Annotated in this window: 26 protein-coding genes; 4 read left to right on the plus strand and 22 right to left on the minus strand. The window is 30.0% G+C overall.

Annotation, left to right across the window (positions count from 1 at the left end; translation table 11 throughout):
* Positions 1-39 precede the first annotated feature (39 nt).
* The 19 genes from H9661_RS04645 to H9661_RS04735 all read right to left on the minus strand — a co-directional run bounded on the left by H9661_RS04645 (position 40) and on the right by H9661_RS04735 (position 20043).
* Complete coding sequence (locus H9661_RS04645) at positions 40-687, minus strand: cysteine hydrolase family protein (RefSeq protein ID WP_143315631.1); 648 nt, start codon at positions 685-687, stop codon at positions 40-42.
* A gap of 12 nt (positions 688-699) precedes the next feature.
* Entirely contained in the window at positions 700-1596 is an 897-nt protein-coding gene (locus tag H9661_RS04650) for an NUDIX hydrolase (protein WP_243129557.1), read from the minus strand.
* Between the two features lie 129 nt (positions 1597-1725).
* Positions 1726-2589 carry a zinc metalloprotease gene (locus H9661_RS04655; protein WP_143315632.1) on the minus strand — a complete coding sequence of 288 codons (864 nt, stop codon included), beginning with the start codon at positions 2587-2589 and terminating at the stop codon, positions 1726-1728.
* A gap of 27 nt (positions 2590-2616) precedes the next feature.
* Positions 2617-3387 carry a M23 family metallopeptidase gene (locus H9661_RS04660; RefSeq protein WP_191767821.1) on the minus strand — a complete coding sequence of 257 codons (771 nt, stop codon included), beginning with the start codon at positions 3385-3387 and terminating at the stop codon, positions 2617-2619.
* Between the two features lie 123 nt (positions 3388-3510).
* Positions 3511-3873 carry a methylglyoxal synthase gene (gene mgsA, locus H9661_RS04665; protein ID WP_143315635.1) on the minus strand — a complete coding sequence of 121 codons (363 nt, stop codon included), beginning with the start codon at positions 3871-3873 and terminating at the stop codon, positions 3511-3513.
* A 13-nt stretch (positions 3874-3886) separates the two neighbouring features.
* Positions 3887-4990, minus strand: coding sequence for an FtsW/RodA/SpoVE family cell cycle protein (locus H9661_RS04670; RefSeq protein WP_243129560.1), 1104 nt, complete (start codon positions 4988-4990; stop codon positions 3887-3889).
* A gap of 221 nt (positions 4991-5211) precedes the next feature.
* On the minus strand, positions 5212-5481 hold the full coding sequence (gene minE / locus H9661_RS04675; protein WP_143315639.1) for a cell division topological specificity factor MinE: 270 nt from the start codon (positions 5479-5481) through the stop codon (positions 5212-5214).
* Between the two features lie 12 nt (positions 5482-5493).
* Positions 5494-6291, minus strand: coding sequence for a septum site-determining protein MinD (minD, locus tag H9661_RS04680; protein ID WP_143315641.1), 798 nt, complete (start codon positions 6289-6291; stop codon positions 5494-5496).
* Positions 6292-6310: 19 nt separating this feature from the next.
* The gene (gene minC, locus H9661_RS04685; protein WP_143315643.1) at positions 6311-6958 is read right to left on the minus strand and encodes a septum site-determining protein MinC; all 648 of its coding nucleotides are present in this window, start codon (positions 6956-6958) and stop codon (positions 6311-6313) included.
* Positions 6959-7108: 150 nt separating this feature from the next.
* Positions 7109-10027, minus strand: coding sequence for a penicillin-binding transpeptidase domain-containing protein (locus tag H9661_RS04690; RefSeq protein ID WP_143315645.1), 2919 nt, complete (start codon positions 10025-10027; stop codon positions 7109-7111).
* 182 nt (positions 10028-10209) lie between these two features.
* Complete coding sequence (locus H9661_RS04695; protein ID WP_191767822.1) at positions 10210-13083, minus strand: penicillin-binding transpeptidase domain-containing protein; 2874 nt, start codon at positions 13081-13083, stop codon at positions 10210-10212.
* Positions 13084-13575, minus strand: coding sequence for a rod shape-determining protein MreD (gene mreD, locus H9661_RS04700; RefSeq protein ID WP_143315649.1), 492 nt, complete (start codon positions 13573-13575; stop codon positions 13084-13086).
* Between the two features lie 9 nt (positions 13576-13584).
* Positions 13585-14430, minus strand: coding sequence for a rod shape-determining protein MreC (mreC, locus tag H9661_RS04705; RefSeq protein ID WP_143315651.1), 846 nt, complete (start codon positions 14428-14430; stop codon positions 13585-13587).
* A 3-nt stretch (positions 14431-14433) separates the two neighbouring features.
* Positions 14434-15450, minus strand: a complete 1017-nt coding sequence (locus H9661_RS04710; RefSeq protein WP_143315653.1) for a rod shape-determining protein — start codon at positions 15448-15450, stop codon at positions 14434-14436.
* 18 nt (positions 15451-15468) lie between these two features.
* Positions 15469-16155 carry a RadC family protein gene (radC, locus tag H9661_RS04715; RefSeq protein ID WP_191767823.1) on the minus strand — a complete coding sequence of 229 codons (687 nt, stop codon included), beginning with the start codon at positions 16153-16155 and terminating at the stop codon, positions 15469-15471.
* A 38-nt stretch (positions 16156-16193) separates the two neighbouring features.
* Positions 16194-16760, minus strand: a complete 567-nt coding sequence (locus H9661_RS04720; RefSeq protein WP_143315657.1) for a Maf-like protein — start codon at positions 16758-16760, stop codon at positions 16194-16196.
* Between the two features lie 196 nt (positions 16761-16956).
* Entirely contained in the window at positions 16957-17634 is a 678-nt protein-coding gene (locus H9661_RS04725) for a hypothetical protein (RefSeq protein ID WP_143315659.1), read from the minus strand.
* Positions 17635-17948: 314 nt separating this feature from the next.
* On the minus strand, positions 17949-18458 hold the full coding sequence (locus H9661_RS04730; protein WP_191767824.1) for a GNAT family N-acetyltransferase: 510 nt from the start codon (positions 18456-18458) through the stop codon (positions 17949-17951).
* Between the two features lie 124 nt (positions 18459-18582).
* Positions 18583-20043 carry an aminoacyl-histidine dipeptidase gene (locus tag H9661_RS04735; protein ID WP_143315662.1) on the minus strand — a complete coding sequence of 487 codons (1461 nt, stop codon included), beginning with the start codon at positions 20041-20043 and terminating at the stop codon, positions 18583-18585.
* 177 nt (positions 20044-20220) lie between these two features.
* On the opposite strand from H9661_RS04735, the gene pyk reads away from it, so the two are divergent.
* The gene (gene pyk / locus H9661_RS04740) at positions 20221-21639 is read left to right on the plus strand and encodes a pyruvate kinase (protein WP_191767825.1); all 1419 of its coding nucleotides are present in this window, start codon (positions 20221-20223) and stop codon (positions 21637-21639) included.
* A 121-nt stretch (positions 21640-21760) separates the two neighbouring features.
* On the opposite strand, the gene rpsA is transcribed toward pyk, so the two are convergent.
* Positions 21761-22909, minus strand: coding sequence for a 30S ribosomal protein S1 (gene rpsA, locus H9661_RS04745; protein ID WP_191767826.1), 1149 nt, complete (start codon positions 22907-22909; stop codon positions 21761-21763).
* A 270-nt stretch (positions 22910-23179) separates the two neighbouring features.
* Between rpsA and H9661_RS04750 the strand changes: the two genes are divergently transcribed.
* From H9661_RS04750 to H9661_RS04760, 3 genes are read left to right on the plus strand one after another with little or no spacing between them, the layout of a single operon-like run.
* Positions 23180-23614 (plus strand): hypothetical protein, encoded by a 435-nt coding sequence (locus H9661_RS04750; protein WP_191767827.1) that lies wholly within the window; start codon positions 23180-23182, stop codon positions 23612-23614.
* 22 nt (positions 23615-23636) lie between these two features.
* Positions 23637-24290 (plus strand): PspA/IM30 family protein, encoded by a 654-nt coding sequence (locus tag H9661_RS04755; RefSeq protein ID WP_143315668.1) that lies wholly within the window; start codon positions 23637-23639, stop codon positions 24288-24290.
* A gap of 10 nt (positions 24291-24300) precedes the next feature.
* Positions 24301-24957: a DUF1292 domain-containing protein gene (locus H9661_RS04760; protein ID WP_143315670.1), complete on the plus strand. Its 657-nt coding sequence runs from the start codon at positions 24301-24303 to the stop codon at positions 24955-24957.
* A gap of 42 nt (positions 24958-24999) precedes the next feature.
* On the opposite strand, the gene H9661_RS04765 is transcribed toward H9661_RS04760, so the two are convergent.
* Both H9661_RS04765 and H9661_RS04770 read right to left on the minus strand, forming a co-directional pair.
* Positions 25000-25419 (minus strand): CBS domain-containing protein, encoded by a 420-nt coding sequence (locus tag H9661_RS04765; protein WP_143315672.1) that lies wholly within the window; start codon positions 25417-25419, stop codon positions 25000-25002.
* Between the two features lie 61 nt (positions 25420-25480).
* Positions 25481-26455, minus strand: a complete 975-nt coding sequence (locus tag H9661_RS04770; RefSeq protein ID WP_185966743.1) for a serine hydrolase — start codon at positions 26453-26455, stop codon at positions 25481-25483.
* Positions 26456-26458: the final 3 nt, after the last annotated feature.

Below are 26458 nucleotides of genomic sequence, written 5' to 3' on the forward strand. Positions count from 1 at the left end.
CCTTATAATCATTTTGATGATAAGATTTTTTAAAAAAATTTAATTTATTTCTTTTACTACTTCTATACCATTATTTTTTAATTTATAAAAAGTCATTAAATTCATTAAATCTGCATTATGATTTCCAAGTTCATAAGTTTCAGTTGAGTTCATTGGAACTATAATTCTCTTATTCATATTAAATTGATTAAAATAAGTCTTTAGAGTTATAACAAAAGTTTCAACACATATATTACTACATACACCTACCACTATGAAATTTTCTATTTCACTATTTTCATCTAACCATTCCTTAAACTTAGGTGCATGAAATCCATTTATACTATTTTTCTTAATTAAAACTGTATTGTCATCACTTTTTATTAACGAAATTAACTCTTCTTCTGCTGTATTTTCTAAACAATGTGGTGGATAGTTATTAAACTCTACTGATTCTTCAGTGTGACTATCTATAAAAAATACCTTTTTGCATCCTGTTAAATCTTCATTTAATTTTTCTATGGGACTAATAGTTCTCTCCACCCTATCCGATGCTAATGGACCAATATCGTAAAATCCTCTCACCATATCTACTACTATTAAAGCTGTAGTTTTATTTAATATTTTCTTGTTTTCTCCTATTTCCTTTAAACTTATGCTATTTAAAGAACCTATTTCTTTTTTTATACCTTCAATTGCATCATACATACTATCCTCTCCTTAAATATTTTTAATTTCATCTATGATATAACTTCTATTTAATTCATATAAAGCTGATGGCCTATAAGCTCTATTCTTCTTCACTTTATCTGTTTTAGTAACCATCGGATTAATCCATCTTCTAAAATTTTGTTTGGTTAATTCTCTTCCAAGTAATAATTCATATACTTGTTGAAGTTCCATTAATGTAAAATACTTTGGCAATAAACTAAAAGCTATTGTGGTATATTGAACCTTGTTTCTCATTCTTTCTAAAGAATAATTTAATATCTTAATGTGATCAAAAGCTAATGCTCTTTCACCTTTAACTAGCTTAATATCATATTTAGATGTTTTATTATAACCTTTCACTTCAATAATTTCTGTTATTTCATAAATTATAATTATATTTCGTTTAGCATTTTCTAGTTTTATTTCAGATATTACTTTTAAGTCTTCAGTTTTTATAATCTTTTTGCTAATATCAAACCAATCTACTTCTTCAGCATCATCCCCAGCTTTGGGACTTATATCATCCTTGTTAACTAATGCCATATAAGAAGTTGATACAACTCTCATTCGAGGATCTCTGTTAACTTCTCCCCATGTATATAATTGTTCTAAATAAACATTATCTATATTCGTTTCTTCCTTTAATTCTCTATATACTGCATTCTCTATACTTTCATTAATATCTACAAATCCTCCTGGGATAGCATAACACCCCATAAAAGGATGATCTTTTCTTTTAATTAATAGTACTTTTAATTTTTTTTCAGGAACTTTCTTTAAGTCCATCTCTTCTTCATCATCTAATGTAAATAAAACCATATCTACAGTTAATGAAGGTCTTTCATAATTGCCCGGATTATAGCTTTTTAAAAATTCTTCTTCTGTCAATCCATCTTTATTAATCAATTTCGCCCTCCCCTTATAATCTAAATGATTATATGTTTCTCATATAATCATTATAACCATAAGTAGATAATTTTACAAGTATCTTTTTATAAAAAATATGCTTTATATACCTCCAAATCGTATATAAAGCTATTTAATACTATCTTTTTTGTTTTTGAATAAAAGTTCTTCTAAAGTTATATTACCATATTCTTTTAAGGCTTCTATAAGCTCATCCTCATAAACTACCCCTAAAAGTTGCAGCTCATCGTCTAAAACAAAAAAGGAGTTAAATTTATTTCTATCTACCAAACTTAATACCTTAACTAAATCTTTTTTGTAATAAACTGATATACTTTTATTTTCAATATATTCCTCCTTGATTAACCTTTTTCTCTTTCTAAACAAATTACCCATTATAATATATATGGTCTTTTCCTTTTCTAAGAAGGTTGAATATGTTATTAATATTGCTGCTAGTAACAAACTAAAATTAACTTTATGTATATAAATAGTGCTAAAGAATAGTAATATTAAAAATATCCCTACTCCAAAACTTATATTTACTAATATCTTTTTTGCTCTTTTATATAGTATTTTCTTTCCTAGTACAATTTCATAAGCTTTTATACCATCAAGTGGATATGCAGGCAGCATATTAAATATAAACAATACTAAATTAGTATCTATACTCTTTTCAATATAATCTATATTAAAATATTTTTTAAGCCATAATAACAAAATAATTGCCCCTATATTAAACAGAGGTCCAGATAAGAATACTATTAATTTTTCTTTTTCATTTAAATCGTCTAAATCTCTAATATCTGCACTAACCCCTGTAATATGAAGCTGTATATCGTATGCTCTAATACCAAATTTTCTTCCAACTATAATATGAGTTATTTCATGTAGTATTACCCAAATAAATCCCAATAATAACTCACTATAAAAACTTCCTATAACTATTAAAATTGAAAATTCTAATAGAAATATTTTAGTTTTTTTCTTCATATAATACTCCTACTACATTGCTCTTTCCTAAACCTCCTCCAATGATGATAAATCCATCATTTCATTTGGATCTTTCTCACTTCCCATAAAACTTATTTTAAATATTATCCCCTTTGTTCCTGTAGAATCAATATCCCCTGTTTTTCCCAAGCATTGTCCTTTTTTCACTTCATCTCCCTCTTTTATCTGAACATCTGATAATAATCCATAATAGGTTTCCACTCCACTCCCATTATCTATTAATATATGTTTCTTGCCATCTTCTTCTTTTACTTCTCTTATAATTCCGTTAAAACTTGCATTAACATCTTTATCTCCATCTGTAACTATTACAATGCCTTTGTTATCTTTCTCCATATGCTTTTTCTTTCCGATAGTAGGTACTATATAATCTTCTTTCATAGTTTCTTTCAATGTCTTTTCACCTGTAAGCATATGCTTAAATTCATCTATATAATCTAAAGCTTTTTCCTTATATTCGTCAACATCCGGAATATTTACAGCCATTATAGCCTCTTCTACATTAAATTTTTCATCTATCATTTTTTTTGAAACTGTATATGCATCTTTGGTTCCCTCTAATGGTATTGTCTTTATAATAAACAATAATCCTAACAATACAAGCGCACCACCAAGCTGCCAAATTAATTTATTTACTACTTTATTTAAAATGTTTGCATTGCTACTATTCTTTATACCTCCACCTTTAGTTGAGCTTACCCTTCTATATGAAGCACCCCCTCCTTTTGCCCTCACACTTCCATAGTATCTCTCATATTGAGCTCTATAATTTCCCATCTCATTCCTCCAGGTAGTTCTATATTAAAGTATATTTTTAAGTATTAGGATTTATGAGTTTTACAAATATACAAATTTCAACAAAAAAAGTTCTAAACTTTTTATAAGTTTAGAACTTTTTTATTAATCAACTATATTCATTAAAAGCTTTGCTGTTCCTATATTTGTTGCTATTGGTACAGAATGTACATCACACACCCTTATAAGAGCTGTAACATCAGGTTCATGTGGTTGAGCTGTAAGTGGGTCTCTTAAAAATATAACTAAGTCCACTTTTCCTTCTGCAATTCTTCCCCCAATCTGCTGATCACCACCATATGGACCTGAAAAATACCTCTTAACTTCTAAGCCAGTAGCTTCCGTAATTTTAAGCCCTGTAGTTCCAGTTGCTATAAGTTCATGATTTTTAAGCTTATCTTTATACTCTAAAGCCAATTTTATAATTTCTTCCTTTTTCTTATCATGTGCAATTAACGCAATCTTCATAAAAGTTATCCCCCTAAAAATGTATTTTCTTTTTCCTCATCCCAATATTCAGTATTAAAGCTACTGCTATTACTGTTGTAAGAAGAGAACTTCCCCCTTCGCTTATCAATGGTAAAGTAATACCTGTTATTGGCATCAAGTTAATGGTCATTCCAATATTCTGAGTTATAGCAAATAGAAAATATGAGACTAACCCCATACATACTAAGGACGCAAATCTATCTTTTGTCCTTCTAGCTATAGCAATCATTCTCGAAATTAATATTCCATATAAAAGTAATAAAACTAATGCTCCAGCAAGTCCCCATTGTTCTCCTATAGCAGAAAATATAAAATCTGTTTGTACTTCAGGTACATGAGTCCCTGAATATCCTGGAGCTACATTTGGATCTAATGATGGTTTTGATCCAAAAAGGCCTCCAGAACCAATTCCTATAAGCGATTGACTTAACTGATATCCATTTGCAGAATCCTGTGAATCTGAACTCATAAATGATACTATTCTAGCCTTTTGGTGTGGAAGTATAAGGCCTGAATACCATAATACTATTACAGATAAAAATAACGCTAAGGCTCCTCCCCATATTATTCTCTTGTCAAGACCTGCAACAAATAGCATTCCAAGAACTATGAAAAAACATACCATAGCCATTCCCATGTCTGGTTGAATTAAAATCAACCCAACAGGAATCATAGCCCATATAAAAATGGTAAAAATATTTTTTATATTATTTATTTCACAATCCATTTCATCTAATAATTTTGCCGTTCTTAATATAATAGCAAACTTTGCAAATTCAGCTGGCTGCATTGATTGACCTGCAATTCTGATCCACCCACGGGCACCATTTACTTCAATACCTATATGAGGAATCCAAACTGCAATAAGCAAAATTACTGATCCCCAATAGACTATTGGGATATATCTAAAAATTACTTTATAATCTATAGCAACAAAGAAATATAATGCTACTAGTGAAACTGCAAACCAAGCTAACTGTCTCTTTACATGATAAAACGGACTTAAATCGCCTGTATTTCCTTTAGTTGATAAGTATATATTTAACAAACCATATAGAACTAAAGCTATCAATGAAAACAAAAGTGCTTTATCCATATCTCTTAGCAATCTAAAATCTAATTTATATCTATTTAAGAGTCCTCTTTCCTTAATCAATGTCCCACCTCCATACTCTATAAATGACATATTAATTATATATTATTATCTTACTTTTCACCATAAGAAAAAGAGAATATACTGAAATATAATAATTTTTTAATAAATAGTCAAATAAGTAGAACTATTGAAATTTATTTCAACAATTCTACTTATTTTATCTATCTTCCTCTTACTCCTTTAATAGGAATATTAGCTACTAAAGAAGAGGCAACATCGCCTTCAATAACATCACTCTTTGTAACTGCTATTTCAACATCATCAGCTTGAATTTCAATATACTTAGAAAGAACTTCTAATATTTCATTTCTCATTTTGTCTATAGTTTCTGTTGGGATGTCTCCTCTATCATGAATTAAAATTAATCTTAATCTATCTTTTGCTACGTCTTTAGGTCTTTGTTTATTGCTAAAACCACTAAAAATTCCCATCTAGTACACCCCCTATTTACGTCCAAATAGCTTCTTCAATGATCCTATGAAGCCTGCTGATTCAGTACTTAATTCCATTAATGGCACATCTTCTCCTGTAATTCTCTTTGCAATATTTCTAAAAGCTTGACCAGCTCTAGCTTTATCTTCAAGAACTATAGGTTCTCCTTTATTAGTTGAAACTGTTATATTCTTATCATCTGGAACAACTCCAATAAGTTTTACAGATAATGTTTCTATTATATCTGAGACATCTAACATATCACCATTCTTTGCCATCTCGTAATTTAATCTATTAACAATAACTCCATGATCTTCTAATCCCTTTGCATCAAGCTTACCTATAACTCTATCTGCATCTCTTACTGAAGTTATTTCTGGATTTACTACTACAACAGCTCTATCTGCACCAATAACAGCATTTTCAAAGCCTTGCTCTATACCTGCTGGAGAATCAATTAATACATAATCAAATTCTTTTTTAAGTTCTCCTACAAGTTTTAACATATCTTGTGCAGTTATATCGTCTTTATCCTTAGTTTGTGCTGTTGGAAGTAAACATAAATTTGAGAATCTCTTATCTTTTATTAATGCTTGCTTAAGTCTACATCTTCCTTCTATTACATCCATTAATGTATATACAATTCTATTTTCTAATCCCATTAATACATCTAAATTCCTTAAGCCTGTATCTCCATCAACAACTACTACTTTATTTCCTAAAGCAGCTAAAGCAGTTCCTATATTAGCAGTTGTAGTTGTCTTTCCTACTCCGCCCTTACCTGATGTTATTACTATTGATACTCCCATTTACTTATCCCTCCAAGAATTAATATATATATTTATTAGTTAAATATGGCTCTACTATAATAGCACCATCTTTGACCTTCGCCACTTCTGGATACTTTGGTTTTGGAGAATCGTCAGGTGAAATAGTTATTATATCTCCTATTTTAAGTATTTCTGGCTCAAGAGAAAATGCTGCAATTATAGCTTTGTTATTGCCACTATCTCCTGCAAATACATTTCCTTTGATGCTTCCAAGAACTATAATATTCCCTCCTGCATATACCTCTGCACCACTATTTACATCTCCAATTATCACTATATTTCCTGGGAAATTGACACTTTGTCCTCCCCTTACAGTCTTTCTTATAAACTTAGTTCTTCCTTCATAAATACCATTAAATGATTTCACTTCTTTTTCTATTTCTTTATCTTCTATATCTTCTACAATAATCTCTTTAACACCTATCTCCTCTAAGAGAATGTCTTTTAATCTATTCATATCTCTTTCATTTATTGCAGATATATTAATTGTTATGTATAGAGTAGAACCTTTATAAAATTTCTTACCCTTCGATAATTTTTCAGTTATCATAGTTAACATATCATCAAATCCACCAAACTTATCCATGTCAACTAATGCATTTAATCCATTTTTGTTTCCTTTAATTATTACTCCACTATTCTCCATTGGCTACCCTCCACCAATTTTATGCTATATATATTCAATCTAAATTCTAAAATTCCTTCTTAATATATACTTTTTCCCTATAATTATAACATTAATGTACAAAAAAGAGTATCCATATTTTAAAAGATACTCTTTTTTATTAAAAACTTGCTAATTTGTCTTTTTATCAGCAGGTGCGTTTGATACATATTTTTTATATGATTCAGATTTAGATATATAATCAGCGCCCAATCTATCTTTAAAATATGCTTCATATATTGCCTTCGCAACAGGAGCAACAGCAGTACCATGTCCACCATCATATGCAACTGCTACAACTGCAATTTCAGGATTTTCTGCTGGTGCAAAACTGACATAAGTAGCATATGGAGCTCTTCCATAGTCTGTTTGGTCTTCTTTAACATCTGCAGTACCTGTTTTACCTGCAGTATTTATAGGAAATCCTTCCCATGTACCTCTAGCTGTACCACTGTCGTCATTATTAACCTTTTTCATACCTTCTATAACTACTGCTAAATTTTCTGGTTTTAAATCAATCTTATCTAATACTTCTGGTTTATACTCTTGAACTGTGTTTCCATCTGTATCAGTTATTTTATCTACGTAATGTAATTTATACTTAGTACCACCATTAGCTAATGTAGAAATATATTGAGCTAACTGCATAGGAGTAAAGGCATTCATACCTTGTCCAATAGAAGAATATACTTGTTGTCCTGGTGATTTAATTTCTGATCCCCTATCATTAATTACAAATTTTGAAATAGCTTGCACTACAAGTTTTGCTTGAGAATCTATATTAACTTTTCCTTTACCATCAGATTCATATTTGCTTACATTAGCCTTATACTTATCTGATAGATTCATTATACTTTTAACATCTTCTAATATACTTTTTTGAAAAACAGTTTCGTTATTCACTTCTTCACTTGTACCTAACTTCATGAATGTATCTGTTATGGTCTTTTTTAGACTAGTTTTAGCAGCCTTCAACTTTTCATTATCATCAGCATTATCTGCAAAGTCAAAAGATACAAAATTACTGTTATTTCCTGCATAATAACCAGCTTCCAAAAAATCCCTCAAGTCAAACTTTGAGGATAATGCTACCCTATTCTTATAGGATTGAAAATTGTATACTTGTCCATAGTTTTCCTCTATTTCAATTCCTGTGCTCTCTTTTTGTTTGCCATTTGGGTCTACTCCAAGTCCAAATTTCCATGCATATTTTGCAATAGCATCTAGTGCTGTTATATTTTGTCCCCCTTGTTTATATAACTTATAGGCTACTTCATAAAAATAGTAGTTACATGATACCTCTAGAGCTTTAGTTACATCTATGCTTCCATGAGCACCTTGACCATTTGCAAATTCCAAACACATTGGTCCAAAATTAGTACCATAAACCTCTGGGTGTATATTAAATTTTCCTGTATCATTTATTCTTGTATCAGTATTAATAGCACCTTCCTGTAAGCCTGCTATAGCAGTAAGTGGTTTAAATGTTGACCCCGATGGTAATAATCCTTGTGTTGCATAATTATAAAAGCGTTTAGGATATAAATCATTTGGATCTGTTCTGACGCCATCTTCCTTAGGGAATAATTCATCTAGTGATTTAGTTGCTCCTGTTGAACTTATTATCCCCTTACCAAATTTATCTAAGTCTGGGCTAAAATATTCTTTTGTTTCTTCATCTGATAATTGTCCAGACACTGCAAATTTATTAGGATCAAAGTTAGGATATGATACACTAGCAAGTATCCTTCCTGTTTTTACTTCAACAGCAACAGCTGCTCCTCTATTTGCTCCAGTATATGGTTTATCAGAACTAATTCCAGCTCTTATATTTGCCATCGAATCAATTAATGATTGCTCAGCTGCGTATTGAATATTTTTATCTATAGTTAAATGCACACTATTTCCTGGATATGATTGAAGTTTAAATTGTTCTTGAGTAACTCTTCCTTTCGAATTAACCTTAACTGTTGTTCCACCTTTAACACCTTTAAGTTGATCTTCAAAAGCAGATTCTATTCCCGAAGCTCCTATAAGGTCTGTTGAAGCATCATATCCTCTTAACTCATATTTATCTTTATTTAATGTATCTATTGGTGATATGTAGCCAAGCACTGATGATGCAAGTTCCTTATAAGGATAAAATCTTGTTGGCTCAAGTTGTATATCTACTCCTGGCATATCATTTAACTTCTGATATATTATTAAAGCTGTATCTTTCTTAATATTACTAGCTAAAGTAATTGATTTGTATCCTTTAAAGCTCTCCATCTTTAGAGCATCTTTGACTACCATATAAGTCCTAATCTGGTTATAAGTATATTTTTTTAATAACATATTTGTTAATTCTTCGCCAGACATGTCTTTATATTTTTTTATTCTTTCTTTATATTCTTTAAGTTTTTCATTATACTCTTTGGTATTATCTTTAACAGGTTCCGGATCTATCAAACTAATTAGATCATAACTTTTTACCAAATAATAAAATGTCTCTTTTGGTGTAACTTGCAAAAGTCTATCATTTACTGCATTTATTTCATCCTCAGTTAAATCATCAACTTTTTTATCCTCATATAGTTCTTTTTCAATATCTGTATTTAATCCCCTATCTCTCTTAAAACGTATCTCTTCTGCTTTTTTAGCACTTTCTGTTGTCCCCTTAAATGAAAAATAAGGTTGATTGCTACTATCTAATTTTAATATTAAATCATCTTGAAATCCTTCACCATTTTCTGAAAGTATTGATAAAGCTAAATCCACTGTTTTAAAAAAACTTTTATCAGCTTCATCTGTTTTTGTATATGTCATAGCATATGTTTGCACATTAGTAGCTAAAACATTTCCTTTTTCATCATATATTACCCCTCTAGGTGCTTTTTCTGATATAAATTTAGTTGAGGTAGTATCTGCCTCTTCCTTATAATCAGCATGCTTATAAACTTGAATATATGCAAGTTTGGAGATAATTACTGTAAATATAAATCCCATCAAAACTAAAAATACATTGTACCTTGAGAGTTTTTTCTTTTTTTTCGGTCTACTAACTATCATTTGAACCTCCACCTGTGTCTACATATATACTATTTAACCTCTTTCAGATAAATAGTAAAAGCACATTAATTATATACTTTTAATAGTAATTATACCATTTGTGTGTCCACTTTTGCAGTTTGTAACAAAAAAGTAATAAAAAAAGAAGCTATCTTTTTTAAATAGATAGCTTCTTTTAACCTTTAACTTAACTTATTATTTGCAGGTGCACCTGTCACATACTTTTGATATGACGTTGAAGTAGATGCATAAGCAGGAAATTCTTTTTCTATCTTCTCTTTGAAATATGCCTCATATACAGCTTTAGCTACAGGTGCTGTAGACGACCCGTGACCGCCATCATATATTACTCCTACAAAAGCTATTTGTGGATTTTCAAGCGGTGCAAAACTTACATAAGTTGCATAAGGTGCTCTTCCTATTTCCTTTTGCCTTTCATTAAAATCTGCAGTACCTGTTTTCCCCCCAGTTCTTATTGGGAAATTAGCAAATACTCTTGCAGCTGTTCCACCTTCATCATTATTAGCCTTATACATACCTTCTCTAATTGCATTTATTGTGGAATCTTTCAACTGAATTTTATCAATCACTTCTGGTTCATATTCTTGGACAACCGCTCCATCAGGTGTGGTTATCTTATCAACAAAATGCAATTTATATCGTGTTCCTCCATTAGCTAATGTTGATACATATGCTGCTAATTGGGTTGGCGTAAAGTTATTCATTCCTTGGCCTATTGAGGCATATACTTCTTGAGCTGGAGATGTAATTTCTGAGCCCTTATCATTAACTACAAACCTTGCTATTACCTCAGCTATAGTTTGTGCCTGAGAATCTAAATTAACTTTTCCCTTTCCTTTTGCTTCATAATCACTAACATTTTGTTTATATTTATCTGAAAGATTCATTATATTTTTAATGTCTTCTACTAACGTTTTTGCAAAGGCATCTGTACCTAGCGCACTACTATCTGTACCAATCTTTTCAAATCTAGCTGCTACTTTATCCTTTAAAGATGTTTTTGCTTCTTTTAATTTTTCACTATCAGCATCATTGTTTGAATAATCGAAAGGTATAAATGATCTTACTCCTCTATAATCTCCTGATTCTAGATAATCTCTAATTTCAAACTTAGCATATAATATAGATTGATTCTTAAATGATTTAAAATTATATACTTGCCCAAAATTTTCTTCAATTTCTATTCCTGTACTCGCTCTTTCCTTAGTATTAGGATCTGTCCCTAATCCAAATTTCCATGCATATTTTGCTAAAGAATCTAAAGCTTCTACATTAGATCCAGCTTGCTTATATAACCTGTAAGCTACTTCATAGAAATAATAGTTGCAAGATACCTCTAGAGCATGAGTTATATCTGTATCACCATGACTGCTATGATAATTTGTATAAAGTAAACACTCTGGTGCGAAAGCAGTTCCATAAGTTTCTGGATGAGCATTAAACTTTCCTTGATCATAAATAGTTTCTGTTGGTTGAATAACACCAGCTTCTAGTCCTGCTAATCCTGTCAATGGTTTAAATGTCGATCCAGGTGGTATAAGCCCTTGTGTTGCATAATTATAAAAAGCTCTTGGATATAGATCATTAGGATCTGTTCTTACTCCATCTACCGCTGGGAACAATTCATCAACAGTTTTATTTAATCCTCTAGACTTTATGTAATTTATTCCAAATTTTTCTAAATCCGGACTGAAATATTCTTTTGTTTGTGCATTTGATAACTGTCCTGAAACAGCAAAAATATTTGGATCATAATTTGGATATGATGCGCTAGCTAATATTCTTCCAGTATTAACTTCTACTGCAACAACAGCTCCTCTAGTTGCCCCTGGATAAGGATCTGTTGGCGAAGTTCTAATAGACTCTATAGTATCCTTTAATCCCTGTTCTGCTGCATATTGAACACCTTTATCAATAGTTAAATGCACACTATTTCCTGGATATGTTTCTAACTTAAATAATTCTTCTGTGACTCTTCCCTTTGAGTTAACCTTAACTGTTGTTCCACCTTTAACACCCTTTAACTGCTCTTCAAAGGTAGATTCTATTCCTGAAACACCTATAAGATCACTGGATATATCATACCCTCTTAATTCATATTTTTGCTCATTTGAACTATCTATTGGAGATATATACCCTAAAACTGAAGATGCAAGCTGGTTATATGGGTAGAGCCTTATAGGCTCTAATTTTATATCTATACCAGGTAAATCATTTAACTTTTGAAGAATGATTAATGCAGTATCTTTTTTTATATTGCTAGCTAGTGTAACTGACTTATATCCTTTGAAACTTTGAATTTTCAAAGCATCCTTAATAAGTAAATAATTTCTAAGATCCTTAAAGGAATACTTTGAACGTAGCAGGTTAGTTAAAGCCTCTCCTGACATTTCATTGTATTCCTTAATCTTTTCACTACTTGGATTTGGATCAATTAACTTAATTAAATCATAACTTTTAACTAAATCATAAAAAACTTCCTTTGGAGTTATTTCCAAAAGTTTAGCATTTACACTCTCTATCTCTGAATCTGTTAAATCTTCTTCCTTACCACTATATAAATCTTTTTCTACCTTTTCATTTAATCCTCTATCCCTTTTAAATCTTATCTCTTCAGCATTTTGATCATTTTTAGCAGTTGTTTTATATGCAAAGTAAGGCTCATTATTTTCATTTACTTTAAGTATCAAATCATCAGTAAAGCCTTCACCGTTTTCAGATAATATTTTAAAAACTGTATCTATGGTATTAAAAAACATCTTGTTAGCTTCTTCTGTGGTAGTATACATCATTGTATATGTTTGTGTATTAGTTGCTAATATGTTCCCATTTTGATCATATATTATTCCCCTAGGTGCCTTTTCTGGGACAAATTTAGTTGAAGTCGTATCTGCTCTTTCTTTATAATCATCATGCTTATATATTTGAATATATATAAGCTTTCCAAAAATAATGGCAAATACGACTCCCATAATAACTAAAAATGATTTATACCTAGATGGTTTTTTCTTCTTCTTTGGTTTGTTAACTATCATTTAGAACCTCCACGCTTTCCTCATATCTTCTCTATCAAAAAACCTTAAGATAGTTTTGTATACAAAAAGCATAATTATTGAATTGTAAAGCGCAGTACTTACACCCCTAAATAAATCAATATGAATATTTAAAGCATAGAAAATAATAAATATTCCTAAATACTTTAATATTGTTCCAACAAATATAGTTATAATTGGTACTAGCTTCCTATCTCTCCAGATTCCTTCGCCTATGAATCCTGCAAGATAGCAGCAAAACATATTTATTAATGCATTAACTCCAAACATATTATAAAAGAATACATCTTGAAGTAATCCACTAATAACGCCTATAATCACAGCTTCTTTTTTTCCATTAATAATAGAATAAGAAACAGAAAAAATAAAAAGTAGACTAGGCCACGCACCTTTTACTGCAATAAAAGGTGCTAGCGTATTATCTAAAATTAATAATATACATGCTACAATAATTAAAACTACTCGTTTCTTCATAGTCCACCTCTAGTCATACTTTATTTCTTTCTTATCTTTTGGCGCTACTATATATAGTTCTTCAAGCTTACTGAAATCTACAGACGGTTTAACCACTGCACTTTTCATAACCTTAACCTTATCTTCTTCTACTGACATAACTGTTCCAACTTTTATATCTTTCGGATATAAAAAGCCTAGTCCAGAAGTCATAATTACGTCTCCCTCTTTAACTTGAGAATCTACTGGAAGATTTGACACCTTCACTAACAAGTTATTTGAATTATCTTTATATCCTTTTAGTATACCAGTGTTATCCTTAGTATTTTCCACCTTAACACTGACATTTACATTTTCATTTATTATCCCTTGAACTATAGCCCAGTTGCTACCAACACTAGACACTTGACCAACTAGTCCATCTGGTGAAATAACAATCATATTTTTTTCTATTCCATCATTTTGACCTTTATCAACTATGTACCCATCTATAATTCCACTACCACTATAACTTATGATATTAGTAGCAATATAATTATAGTTATTATGCTGTTCTTTAAAATCTAATATACCTCTAAATTTATCATTCTCTTCTTTTAAATTAGAATATTCTTGAAGCTCATTCTTAAGCTCTTTATTTTCCTTAGCCAATTGTTTATTTTCTTCTTTAACATCAGAGAAATTTAAAAAGAAATCAACAAAATCTTTAACTCCACGATTCGCATTATACGCAATTTTTTGAATAGGATTCAGGGCGTCGCCTGCAGCACCCATAGGTCCTTTAGTTTCCTTACTTGCAGTAAAGATAATTAATCCTAAAAATGCAACTGACAGTACTATTACAGTAACTGCCAGTTTGTTCTTAAAGAGCTTCATCTACTATGATCTTTCTTCCCTGCTGATCTTGTCGAAATCTTCAAGAGCTTTTCCCGCTCCTAATACAACACTATCAAGTGGTGCTTCTGCAATATGTACAGGCATATTGGTTTCACGTGTAATTAACACATCTAATCCTCTTAATAGCGCACCTCCACCTGCAAGCATTATTCCTTTTTCCATAATATCAGCTGCAAGTTCTGGTGGTGTTTTTTCTAAAGTTGTCTTAATTGATTCAATTATTGCGTATACGGGTTCCTTAATTGCTTCTCTAATTTGAACTTCTGAAACTTCAATAATCTTTGGAAGGCCTGTAATCAAGTCTCTTCCTTTAATTTCCATCATTATTTCTTCTTCATCTATTTTATATGCAGAACCTATTTCCATTTTTACTTGTTCTGCAGTTCTTTCACCAATCATCAAATTATATTCTTTTTTAATATAAGCTATTATAGATTGGTCTAATTCATCTCCTGCAACTCTTAATGATTTACTAGTTACTATTCCTCCAAGAGAAATAATAGCTACTTCAGTTGTACCTCCACCAATATCAACTATCATACTACCAGTTGGTTCACTTACTGGTAATCCTGCTCCTATAGCCGCCGCCATCGGCTCTTCCATAAGAACAACATCTCTTGCTCCGGCTAACTTTGTTGCTTCTTCAATAGCTCTCTTCTCAACTTCAGTAACTCCTGATGGATAACAAACTATTATTCTTGGACTCTTAAATGAACTCTTGCTCACTGCCTTTTCTATTAAAGACTTAATCATGGTATGAGCTACATCGAAATCAGCAATTACTCCATCTTTTAACGGTCTAATAGCCACTATATTTCCAGGTGTTCTTCCTATCATTTGCTTAGCTTCTGTTCCAACAGCTAGACATTTTTTTGTAACATTATTTATTGCTACTACTGAAGGCTCTCTTAATACTACTCCTTTTCCTTTTACAAAGACAAGAGTATTAGCAGTACCTAAATCTATCCCCATGTCTTTATTGCTTCCAAAAAAACCCATTGTTTTGTCCCCTTTCAGTTATATAATTCCTTTTTCTTTTAAACTTGAATATTTTCTATCACCTATTATTATATGGTCTAATAACTTTATTCCAATTATATTTCCACATTCTTTTATTCTTAAGGTAATATTTATATCTTCCTCACTGGGATTTGGATCTCCAGAAGGGTGATTATGACATATTATAATAGACGCTCCACTATTTTTTATAGCTTCGCAATATATCTCTCTTGGATGAACTAAAGATGAATTAAGTGTTCCTTTAAAAACATCTTTAATTTTTATTATTTTATTCTTTGTACTTAATATTATTAGCTTTAGAATCTCCTGATTTAAATTAGCCATTTCTATCATAAGCATATCAGCTATATCCTTAGGTGAATTAATAGTAATTTTATTATCAGCCTTTAAAGTATTAAATCTTCTAAAAAGTTCAGCTAAGGCCAATATTTGCGAAGCCTTCACTGTTTTAACACCTTTGATTCTCTTTATATCATCATATGTTACATTTAAAATGCCATTTAAACCATGAACTTCACTTAATATTTTGCCACTAAGGTTTAAAATATTTTGTCCTTTAGTTCCACACCTAAGTATTATCGCTAATAATTCTTGATTGCTTAAAGTATCAGCCCCAAAGTTCATCAACTTTTCTATAGGCCTTTCATTACTTGGAATATCTGAAATTTTAAGATTGTTGTCCATATTTAACTCCTAAAATACAAATTCCCATTCCCTCTTAATTATATTACTCTTTCAATCATTTCATTAAGTTTATTTAAAGGTAACCCCACTACATTATAATAGCAACCTCTAATTTCTTTGACAAAAACCCCAGCTTTTCCTTGAATCCCGTAAGCACCTGCCTTATCCATAGGATCTCCAGTAGCTATATAGTCTTTAATCTGTTTTTCAGTTAACTTAGAAAAAACAACTTGAGTTTCTACAAAGTCTTTAAGCGTTTTTCCACTATCTGTATTGATAATTACTATTCCGGTATACACATTGTGAGTATTACCACTTAATTTGCTAAGCATTTCATAAGCTTCCGACTTATCTTTAGGCTTACCAAGTATTTCATTATCTAAAGAAACTACAGTATCTGCCGCTATTATTATTGAAGATTCACTTACCTTACTTAGTACATCTCTAGCTTTACCTAGTGCAATATTTTCTACATAATCTGATATGTTTCCTGTTTTTTTTACCTTCTCCTCATCAAATTCACTGACAAGTATTGTGAAGTTTTCTACAATTCTACTTAAAAGCTCTTGTCGTCTTTCTGAAGCCGAAGCCAAAATCACCTTCAAAACATCACTTCCTTAAAAGTATACTTCTTTAGTATTACCTTTATTTATAATTTTAAACATATTTTTTGAAATTATTCCATAACTTGAATAAAGTGTAGTGAATACTGTTCTTACACCTAATATAGTTTATCATTTAATACCCCTTTAAACAAGGGTGTTTATCCAATTAAACACTTTTTAATTTTTTTTTAATAATTCAATTTTGTTTATATTTTATTATTATATTATATAAAAATACTAACAATTCTGATGTATTCTCTTTTTTCAATTCATCTGGAAGACCTCTCACATTATTAAAAAGCAAATTAAATTCATCACTTTTATCACTGACCTTTTCTGAGACACTATTAACCCATGCTTTAAATTCCTTTGTATCAATGCTTTTGACATCTTTTTCATAAAGTTTATTTATTATTTTAATATATCCATCAATAATTTCACTTTCAGTTCTATCTCCTACTTCTTTACCATCTAGCTTACATGAAATTCTAAAATTACTTATAGATCCTTTAGTGAGTTCTTGGCTTTTAGTTTCTGAATCTTCTAAAGAATAAATTCCCGCAATAATTTTAAAACTTCCATTTTCCTCTATAATGGCCTTTGAATATTCCTCCGGTATACTTTTCATTGTCAACTCAGCATTATTCTTATTTGAATATAATCCACATTGAATAATTCCAAAGGATTTTTCAATGCCATCTACACTACTATCTTCTTGTTTAACACTTTCTTTTTCTTTTACTATTTCTTTATCTCCTATTAATAACCTATATCCTCCTACTCCTAAGACTATTGAAAGTATAATTATTAATATTAACCATAAGAAAAAATTTTCTCCACTTTTTCGCTTGTAATCATATCTTGTGTATCTCATAGTATCCCCCTTATTAAATAATTTATTTTGCACATTTTTAAAAGCTCTGCTAATAATATATATTTCTAAGGTTACAGTTTTATTCATTATGTAGTTCTAGTTTAATAACTTGTTATTACTTATAAAAATCTCCTTTGCCTCTTTATAGGCTATAGTTATTAACTTAAAACACTGTTATCTCTTTACTTTTTTATATAAAAAACAATAGCATGCTAAACTTAGTAATTTTGTTTAGCATGCTATTGAAGATGTTAATGTTTTCATTTCAACCACTATATTTATTCTCTATTAATCGGTCAATTCCATTTACTTTACTACCTTTTATTCATAATAACAAGATTTCTCTCATAATCATTATCTCCATCAAAAAATCCTTTTGTTACTCTAGATACATCGAATCCCAAACTATTCCAAAATGATATCCCCCCAAGATTGCTTTGTACAACCCCTACTTCAACTTTATCTATAAAAAAATTCATCTTAAAGTACTCTATTACTTTACTTATTATAATTGAACCTTCTCCTCTATTTCTTAGTTTCTTATCTATTATAAAAAGCCAAATAAATAACTCGTTCCCTTTTTCCATTTCAAATCTACCTTTAAAAACAGCAATTATTTTTCCTTCTTTACTAACCTTAATAAAACTTTCACCACTAGCTACATAATACTCTAGATATCTTCTATAAAAAATTTGTGGCTCTAAGGAGTAACAATTATTATCCTCTTCGCTATTTTCCTTTATCCATTCACTAAGAAGTTGCAAATCATTTTCTGTAACACTCTCAAATGCATAATCTTCATACTTAAAATCAACATTAACCATAAACCCACTCCTTTTAGGTAAACTCTCTCCTATAATATTGATATTCTACAAATATTTATTTTTCCCTTCACTTTATTATAAAAATAAAAAAAGGAATGGTTAAGGCTACCATTCCTTTTTACTACTAGTATTTGTTATTTATCTCTTTAAGCACTTCAAGTAAATATTCCCATACTCTTTCAGTAGAACTTATAGACAAATGCTCTTGTGGTGTATGTGCATCTCTTATATCTGGTCCGAAACTTATCATATCTAATTTTCCTAATCTTTCTTCAAACAATCCACATTCTACGCCTGCATGAAGTGCATAAACCACAGCATCTTTTCCATACATCTTTTTATAAACATCTTTACATAATTCTCTAATCTTAGATTCCTTGTTATATTCCCAAGCAGGATATGGAGCATGAACTTCAAATTCACCACCAACAACTTTTGTTAGCACTCCAATTCTATTTACTATATCTTCCTTTAATGTTGTAACAGAACTTCTAACAGCACTATGGAATTCTACTTCTTTATCCCCTGTAGATACAACTCCAATATTATTTGAACTTTCAACTAAACCTTCTATGCTTGCACTCATTGTACTTATGCCATTTGGATAAAGGTACAATAAGTCTACAATCTTGTCAGTACAGTCTTTAGTTAATTTTTCACTTACTTTATCTGTATATTCTTCAACAATTAAAGTAACTTCAGAATCTGTTTCTTGTAGCTCTAATTTTATTATCTCACTTAAAGCTTTTACTTTAGAAATTAAGAATTCTTCTTTGCTTCTATCAATAGCTATAATTGCATCTGCTTCTCTAGGAATAGCATTGTCTTTAGCTCCTCCATTAATTGAAACTAAATTAAAATCCAACTCACTTGCTAATTCATTAAGAGTTCTACCCATAATCTTATTAGCATTTCCTCTTCCTAAATGAATTTCAGAACCTGAATGTCCGCCTTTAAGTCCTTTTACAACTACATTAAATAACTTTTCATTATTTAAAGGTTCTTTTTGTAATCTAATAGATGATTTTGCTCTTATACCTCCTGCACAACTAACCAAAAGATATCCTTCTTCTTCACTATCAAGATTTAACAACACTTTTCCTTTGATATCATCTTTAGATAGTGCTTGCGCTCCTGACATTCCTGTTTCTTCATCTGTAGTTATAAGCACCTCAATAGCTGGATGTTCTATTGTGTCATCAGCAAGAACTGCCATAGCATACGCAACTGCTATCCCATTATCTGCTCCAAGTGTAGTACCATCTGCATAAATATCATCATCTTTTATTACAAGCTTTATTGGATCTTTTTCAAAATCATGCTCTGTTCCTTTATTCTTCTCACATACCATATCCATATGCCCTTGTAAAATTACTGTTGGTGCATTTTCATATCCCTTTGATGCAGGCTTTCTAATTATTATATTTAAAGCTTTATCTTGAGTAACATCTAGTCCAAGCCCTTTAGCAAATTTCATTAAGTAATCACTTATTTCCTTTTCATTTTTTGAGCCTCTAGGAATTTTAGATATTTCTTCAAAATACTTAAATACTAAGGCAGCCTTAGAACTTTTTAAATTTTTCATTTTTATTCTCCCTTTCGTCCATAATGTGTTAATATTATACTAAGATTAGTTTTAGTATACCATATTGTATATCTTTATTTAATTATTTTCAAAATAATCCAATATTATTATAAGCGTTTATGCTAATAATATTTAATATGACTAATCATTAATAAATCTTAGGAGGTTACTTAAAATATGCAAAAAACAAAAATGATTTTTACAATCGGTCCAGCTAGTGATAATGAAAAAATGCTTAGAAAATTTATAAACATTGGTATGAGTGCCGCAAGGTTAAATTTTTCACACGGAACCCATGAGACGCATAAAGAAAAGATTGACCTAATAAAGAAAATAAGAGAAGAAATGGATTCACCAACTGCCATCATATTGGATATTAAAGGGCCAAAAATTAGAACTCATAATTTTGTAAATGATGGTGTTGAACTTGTAAAAGGACAAGAATTTTCATTTATATGTGGTGAAGAATTGCTTGGAGATAATACAAAATGTTCAATATCTTATGATATATTATATAAAGATGTAGAAGTTGGCGGAAGCATCTTAGTAGATGATGGTTTATTAAAATTCGAAATAATACAAGTTGTTGGCAAAGAAATCAAGTGTAAGGTAAAAGTTGGTGGAATGATAAAAAATCACAAAGGTGTTAATGTACCTAACGTAAAAATTAAACTTCCATCAATTACTGAAAAAGATATAGATGATATAGCCTTTGGATGTGAAACGGGTGTAGACTATATAGCTGCCTCTTTCATAAGAAAAGCTAGTGATATATTAGAAGTAAAAAGAGTTCTAAAGAAATATGGTGGAGAGAACATTCAAGTAATAGCTAAAATTGAAAATCAAGAAGGTGTTGACAATATTGACTCCATCATCGATGTAACTGATTGTGTTATGGTTGCAAGAGGTGACATGGGAGTTGAAATTCCTATAGAAAGAGTTCCTATAATCCAAAAAATGATTATTAAAAAATGTAGAAAAGCTGGCAAAACTGTAATTACAGCTACCCAAATGCTTGATTCTATGATAAGGAATTCACTTCCAACTAGAGCTGAGGCCTCTGATATATGTAATGCAATATTTGACGGAACCGACGCTATTATGCTTTCTGGTGAAAGTGCTTCAGGTAGTTTCCCAAAAGAAGCTGCTGAAACTATGGCAAGAATAGCTCAAGAAGCTGAAGCTAACTTAGATTATGACCAAATCTCTAAACATTTAGCTGAATCTTCGTTAACTGAATATGCTGATGCAATTAGCTATTCAACATGTAGAACAGCTTCAGCTTTAAATGCTAAGGCAATTGTTGCTGCAACAAAGAGTGGCTCTACTGCAAGATTACTATCAAAATATAGACCAAAATCTCCTATTATAGCTATAACTCCATACGAAGAAGTTAGAAGAGCTTTAGCTTTAACTTTTGGAGTTCATCCTACTAAATGTGAAATGTTTAATAACACTGATGACATTTTGGTAGAAGCTAAAAAGACCGTATATGATTTAAATGTTGCTAGAAAAGGTGATGATGTAATAGTTGCCGCTGGAATGCCAACTACTCATACTGGTGGAACTAACATGATGAAAATAGAAAAACTATAATCATTAAATATCTTTTCTATAAATTCACAATGTACATAATAAAAAGATAAGCTATCTTTATTTTGCTTAAAGATAGCTTATCTTCTTATTACAACATAAAAAATAAATATCATTCTTATCTTTATTCAAATTTAAAATCTTTGAATAATTCTCCTAAGCTTATGCCCTCTTCTTGATCATTATATTGTAAGTATTCTTTACTCTTTTCATCTGCATCTTTTATGCTTAAGCTTAATTTTTTATTTTCTCTATCAACATTTAATACCTTAACTTTAACTTTTTGTCCTGTCTTTAAAACATCTGCTGGCTTTGTTATATTTTCATCTGTTATTTCGCTTATATGTACTAACCCTTCAACCCCTGGTAGAACTTCAACAAAAGCTCCAAACGAAGCTAACCTAGTTACTGTTCCATCAAATATTTCTCCATCTTTTATTGAATCACCATGAACTTTCCAAGGTTCCTTTTCTACATCCTTAAGTACTAATGCCAACCTTTCTCTATCTCTATCTACTTCTCCAACAAAAACTTCAACTTTGTCTCCTACATTAACTACATCTTCTGCCTTATGCACTCTTTCCCATGACAAATCATTTAAATGAATTAATCCTTCGATTCCTCCAATATCTACAAATGCTCCAAACTTAGCTATTCTTGTTACAACACCGCTTCTCTTCTCGCCAGACTTAACTTTTGCCCAAGCCTCTTTTTTGTTTTTTTCATATTCCTTTTCTTCTATAACTCTTCTTGAAGCAACTACCTTTCTATTTCTGAAATCTAGTTCAATTATTTTAACTTCAAGAACTTTACCTACAACTGTTTCTAACTCAACTCTTTCTCTGCTAATTTGAGATCCTGGAATAAATACTCTAATACCTCCATAGTAAGCAACTACTCCACCTTTTACAACTTCCTTAACTTTTACAGAAATAATCTCTTCATTTTCAAAAGCACTTTTTATATTTTCTTTTTCTGTAACCTCTAATGCCCTAACTCTTGATAAAAGAACATAACCTTCTCCATCATTAGGGGATATAACATATACATCTAACTCATCATCCTTCTTTACTACATCTAAAGGATTTGTGTCATCGTATGTTAACTCTTCTTTAGTTATAAGTCCATCAAAAGCATAATTTATATTTACAGAAACTTCTTTATCATTTACATCTATAACTTTTCCCTTTAAAATATCTCCTTGCTTTATTCTCTTAACATCATAATCTGCTAATAGACCTTCCATACTATCGTTTATAGTTTCATTTTCCATCAAAATTCACTCCCTACATATAATCTTAACTTAATTCTAATTTTATACGAAGGATATCTATTATACAAGTATTGAGTATCCAAAATATAAACATATCCAAGTCTTACAATATAATTAAGTTTTTATTAAGTTCTTCTTTTCCTCTTCATTGCTTAAATTTTTGTTATATAATATACTATAATATATATACACTGTATCATTTTTGGGGGTGGTATTATTAAAAGACTAGTAAAAAAGATTGTTTTAACTTCTATCTTTGCACTTTTATTTGTGTTTTCTAATGTAATTACAAGTCCAGTATCTATACCTTTTAACCAAAGTAATACAATTACAATAGTCCAGGCAAAAACTGGTTCTAGCAGTAAAAGTTCATCTGGCTTCAAATCTGGAGGTTTTTCATCTGGCAAGAGTAGTTCTAGTAGTAAAGATTTTAAATCTGGTTCATATTCTTCAACAGATAAAAATTCTTCTAGTTCAACAGATAAAAATTCTTCTAGTTCAACAGATAAAAATACAAATAATGATTCAGGAAGCTACTCTAGTGGTAATAGTGGATGGGGCGGTAGTTCCTATCGAAGATCTTGGTTCCCTATTCCATTCTTTTTTGGCGGTGGATCAATAATATCTTCAGTTATAAAACTTTTAATTATATTTATGATTATTATATTTATAATTAAAATTTATCAAAAGTATAAAAGAAAATAACAAATCTTAGGAGGTTACTTTTATGGGAATTTTTTCAAGAATGTCAAATATGTTAAGAGCAAAAGTAAATACTACATTGGATGAAATGGAAAATCCAATAGAATTATTAGATCAAAAAATTAAAGATATGGAAGAACAATTGAGCAAAGCAAAACTAAATTCAGCACAAGTTCTAGGTAATGTTCATGAAATAGAGAAAAAAATGGAATTAGCAAAAAAAGAATCTGCTGATTTTGATGAAAAAGTCAAATTAGCTCTTGCAAAAGGTAATGAAGATTTAGCTAAAAGAGCTTTAAGCAAGAAAGTTGATAGTGATAAAAGATATGAAACTTTAAAGGCTACTTATGAAACATCAAAAGTACAAGCTGATACTTTAAAGAAAAATCTAAAAGCTCTTCAAGATGAAATAGATAAGACTAGAAGCTATAGAGATGAAGCAGCTGCTAGGTACTCTAGTGCACAAGCTTCTAAAAAAGTAAATGAAGTATTAGCTGATGTCAAAACTAAGTCTAACTCAATACAAATTGATAATATAGAAAGAAAAATCGCAAGAGAAGAATCAATGGCTCAAGGATTAGGTGAACTTAGAGAAGTAGATGATTTTGAAAGCGAATTTGCTAAACTTGATAACGTTGATTTAGATTTAGAACTTCAAAAATATAAAACTCAACAATAGTAGGTATATTATGACTAAAAGTATAGATTTCATAGATAAAGAAAAAGATTACTGGGGTAAAATATTTACCGACATAACTTATGCCATAAGTGAAATCTCACCTTTTGTTGAAGAAAAAGATTTAATGACACGAAGATATTACACAAAGGTGGGTATTCTAAAAGAATATATGACTAAGCTTAATTCTAGTGAATTAGATTCAAAGAAAAAATCTTTTTTTAATATGTTTAAAGATGATGAAAGAATTACTAATTTACAAAGGTTTAAACAAAATAATTTATCAACATTTAAGCAACTAGAAAGCTGCTCAAAATGTCAATGTCTCAATTGTTCATTTGAATGCAAATTTAGTAGCTGCTCATCTTGCAAGGAAGGATCCTTATTAAAATCTTGTGATAAAGATAAATTTAATGTAAGAACTTATACTAATTTCAATCTAGATCTTACTAACAACGATACTGGTGAAGCAAATAAGTATAAAGTACTTGCCGTAGTTGAAAATTGTAGGCTAGAAAAATTATATATTTTTCTAGAAAACATGTATAATCCAGATGATAAATTAGTCCTATATTACTACCCTGGAATTAAATCAGATGATTTTGGGGAAATAACCGATTCATTTGAATTTGACTCTGTAGTTCAAGCTTATCAAGAATCTGATTATTAAAAAAGGTTAGCTAAAATTCACAATTTTAGCTAACCTTAAAATTTATAATTCTTTTCTTATTTTATTTAATTCACTAAAGCAATAATTTATTATATCACTTCTCTTTATAATCCCGATAAAAATACCATTATCATCTACCACTGGTACAAAATTTTGATTAACCGCTAAATTTATCAAGCTTTCTATATCTGCATTTATTGAAACGCTTTTATGATAAACTCTTCTTTCAATATCACTTATTTTAACAGATTCAGTATTTTTAAAATTCAAATCAGGAGTATTCTTAAGTTTCCATAACAAATCTCCTTCTGTTAATGTACCTACATACTTACCACTTTTATCAATAAGAGGTATCGCTGTATATCCGTGATGCTCCATCCTTTCCATTACTTGTCTCATCGTTGCATCAACATTTTCGCAGACCACTTCATTTTTAGGTGTAAGAAAAAATGCTATATTCATAATTCTCTCCTCATATTTCTAGTTAAATTATATTTATTTTATTCTACATTTATTATAAAAACTATAGCTTGTCCAACGTAATATCATAAATTACTTTAGAAATATCAGCTATGTTTTCTCTACCTTCTTCCATAACATCCTTTGTATAGATACACAATATATATGGCCTTTCACTATATATTACACCAATATCATTAACATAATTCTCATAATCACCAATCTTATGAGCAACCATATTTTTAGGTATTTTTTTATCTAACCTATCGTGAGTATTAGTTTTTAACATTAAATTAATAATATCTCTATAGTTATTATCTTCTTCTGCCTTCTCATATATCTTCTTTAGCAGAATACCACTTTGCCTTGGAGTAATAAAATTAGATTCTCCTATCATGCTTATTTCTGTTAAATTATAAATATAAGAAGAAACACTTCCTATAGATTTTTTTAACATAGATGTAGCAATGTTATCCGAATCTTCTATCATATATTTAAGTAGATCAATTACCGGAAATTCATCTCCCTTTGAAACTCTTCCCTGTAGTTCCCCTGCTCCATCACAATTATCTGACTCCTCATATTTGATTTTTGTATCTTTTGTAATCTCATTATTATCTAACTTGTCAGCAATCATCATTGCAATAGGTACCTTTATAGTACTCGCTGCATGAAACCCTACATCTGAATTCAATGTATATTGTAATCCACTGTTTATATCATAATAAAAAATCCCGTATGACTCCTTTTTATCTCCTACAATTTCACTTACCTTTTTAGATATTTTGTTAATCTTCTGCATTGAAATTTCTATATCTTCTTCTTTTTTTCTAATACTTTCTTTTTCTGCTTCTTCATTTAAATTACTATGCTCTTCAACATTTTCTTCTCCTTGAGTATCTACCTGTTTACTAAAGCATAGGAGTGAAACTGATAATGAAATCATAATAGTAGAAATTAAAATGATGACTATTTTTCTATAGCTTCTATCATTCTGCTTATAATCTTTATTATAGGTCCCATTTTTTTTATGTTTCACCAC

This window comes from Clostridium cibarium (assembly GCF_014836335.1).
Taxonomy (GTDB): Bacteria; Bacillota; Clostridia; order Clostridiales; family Clostridiaceae; genus Clostridium; species Clostridium cibarium.

Bases quoted from the DNA above. Each gene is read 5' to 3' on its own strand.
- H9661_RS04730 (WP_191767824.1), bottom strand. From the start codon at position 18,458: ATGGTTAATGTTGATTTTAAGTATGAAGATTATGCATTTGAGAGTGTT.
- H9661_RS04670 (WP_243129560.1), bottom strand. From the start codon at position 4,990: ATGGATAAAGCACTTTTGTTTTCATTGATAGCTTTAGTTCTATATGGT.
- mgsA (WP_143315635.1), bottom strand. From the start codon at position 3,873: ATGAAGATTGCGTTAATTGCACATGATAAGAAAAAGGAAGAAATTATA.
- H9661_RS04695 (WP_191767822.1), bottom strand. From the start codon at position 13,083: ATGATAGTTAACAAACCAAAGAAGAAGAAAAAACCATCTAGGTATAAA.
- H9661_RS04760 (WP_143315670.1), top strand. From the start codon at position 24,301: ATGACTAAAAGTATAGATTTCATAGATAAAGAAAAAGATTACTGGGGT.
- rpsA (WP_191767826.1), bottom strand. From the start codon at position 22,909: ATGGAAAATGAAACTATAAACGATAGTATGGAAGGTCTATTAGCAGAT.
- H9661_RS04725 (WP_143315659.1), bottom strand. From the start codon at position 17,634: ATGAGATACACAAGATATGATTACAAGCGAAAAAGTGGAGAAAATTTT.
- H9661_RS04690 (WP_143315645.1), bottom strand. From the start codon at position 10,027: ATGATAGTTAGTAGACCGAAAAAAAAGAAAAAACTCTCAAGGTACAAT.
- pyk (WP_191767825.1), top strand. From the start codon at position 20,221: ATGCAAAAAACAAAAATGATTTTTACAATCGGTCCAGCTAGTGATAAT.
- H9661_RS04655 (WP_143315632.1), bottom strand. From the start codon at position 2,589: ATGAAGAAAAAAACTAAAATATTTCTATTAGAATTTTCAATTTTAATA.
- minE (WP_143315639.1), bottom strand. From the start codon at position 5,481: ATGGGAATTTTTAGTGGTTTTAGCAATAAACAAAGACCTAAAGACGTA.
- mreC (WP_143315651.1), bottom strand. From the start codon at position 14,430: ATGAAGCTCTTTAAGAACAAACTGGCAGTTACTGTAATAGTACTGTCA.
- H9661_RS04735 (WP_143315662.1), bottom strand. From the start codon at position 20,043: ATGAAAAATTTAAAAAGTTCTAAGGCTGCCTTAGTATTTAAGTATTTT.
- minC (WP_143315643.1), bottom strand. From the start codon at position 6,958: ATGGAGAATAGTGGAGTAATAATTAAAGGAAACAAAAATGGATTAAAT.
- minD (WP_143315641.1), bottom strand. From the start codon at position 6,291: ATGGGAGTATCAATAGTAATAACATCAGGTAAGGGCGGAGTAGGAAAG.
- H9661_RS04660 (WP_191767821.1), bottom strand. From the start codon at position 3,387: ATGGGAAATTATAGAGCTCAATATGAGAGATACTATGGAAGTGTGAGG.
- H9661_RS04755 (WP_143315668.1), top strand. From the start codon at position 23,637: ATGGGAATTTTTTCAAGAATGTCAAATATGTTAAGAGCAAAAGTAAAT.
- H9661_RS04765 (WP_143315672.1), bottom strand. From the start codon at position 25,419: ATGAATATAGCATTTTTTCTTACACCTAAAAATGAAGTGGTCTGCGAA.
- mreD (WP_143315649.1), bottom strand. From the start codon at position 13,575: ATGAAGAAACGAGTAGTTTTAATTATTGTAGCATGTATATTATTAATT.
- radC (WP_191767823.1), bottom strand. From the start codon at position 16,155: ATGGACAACAATCTTAAAATTTCAGATATTCCAAGTAATGAAAGGCCT.
- H9661_RS04645 (WP_143315631.1), bottom strand. From the start codon at position 687: ATGTATGATGCAATTGAAGGTATAAAAAAAGAAATAGGTTCTTTAAAT.
- H9661_RS04710 (WP_143315653.1), bottom strand. From the start codon at position 15,450: ATGGGTTTTTTTGGAAGCAATAAAGACATGGGGATAGATTTAGGTACT.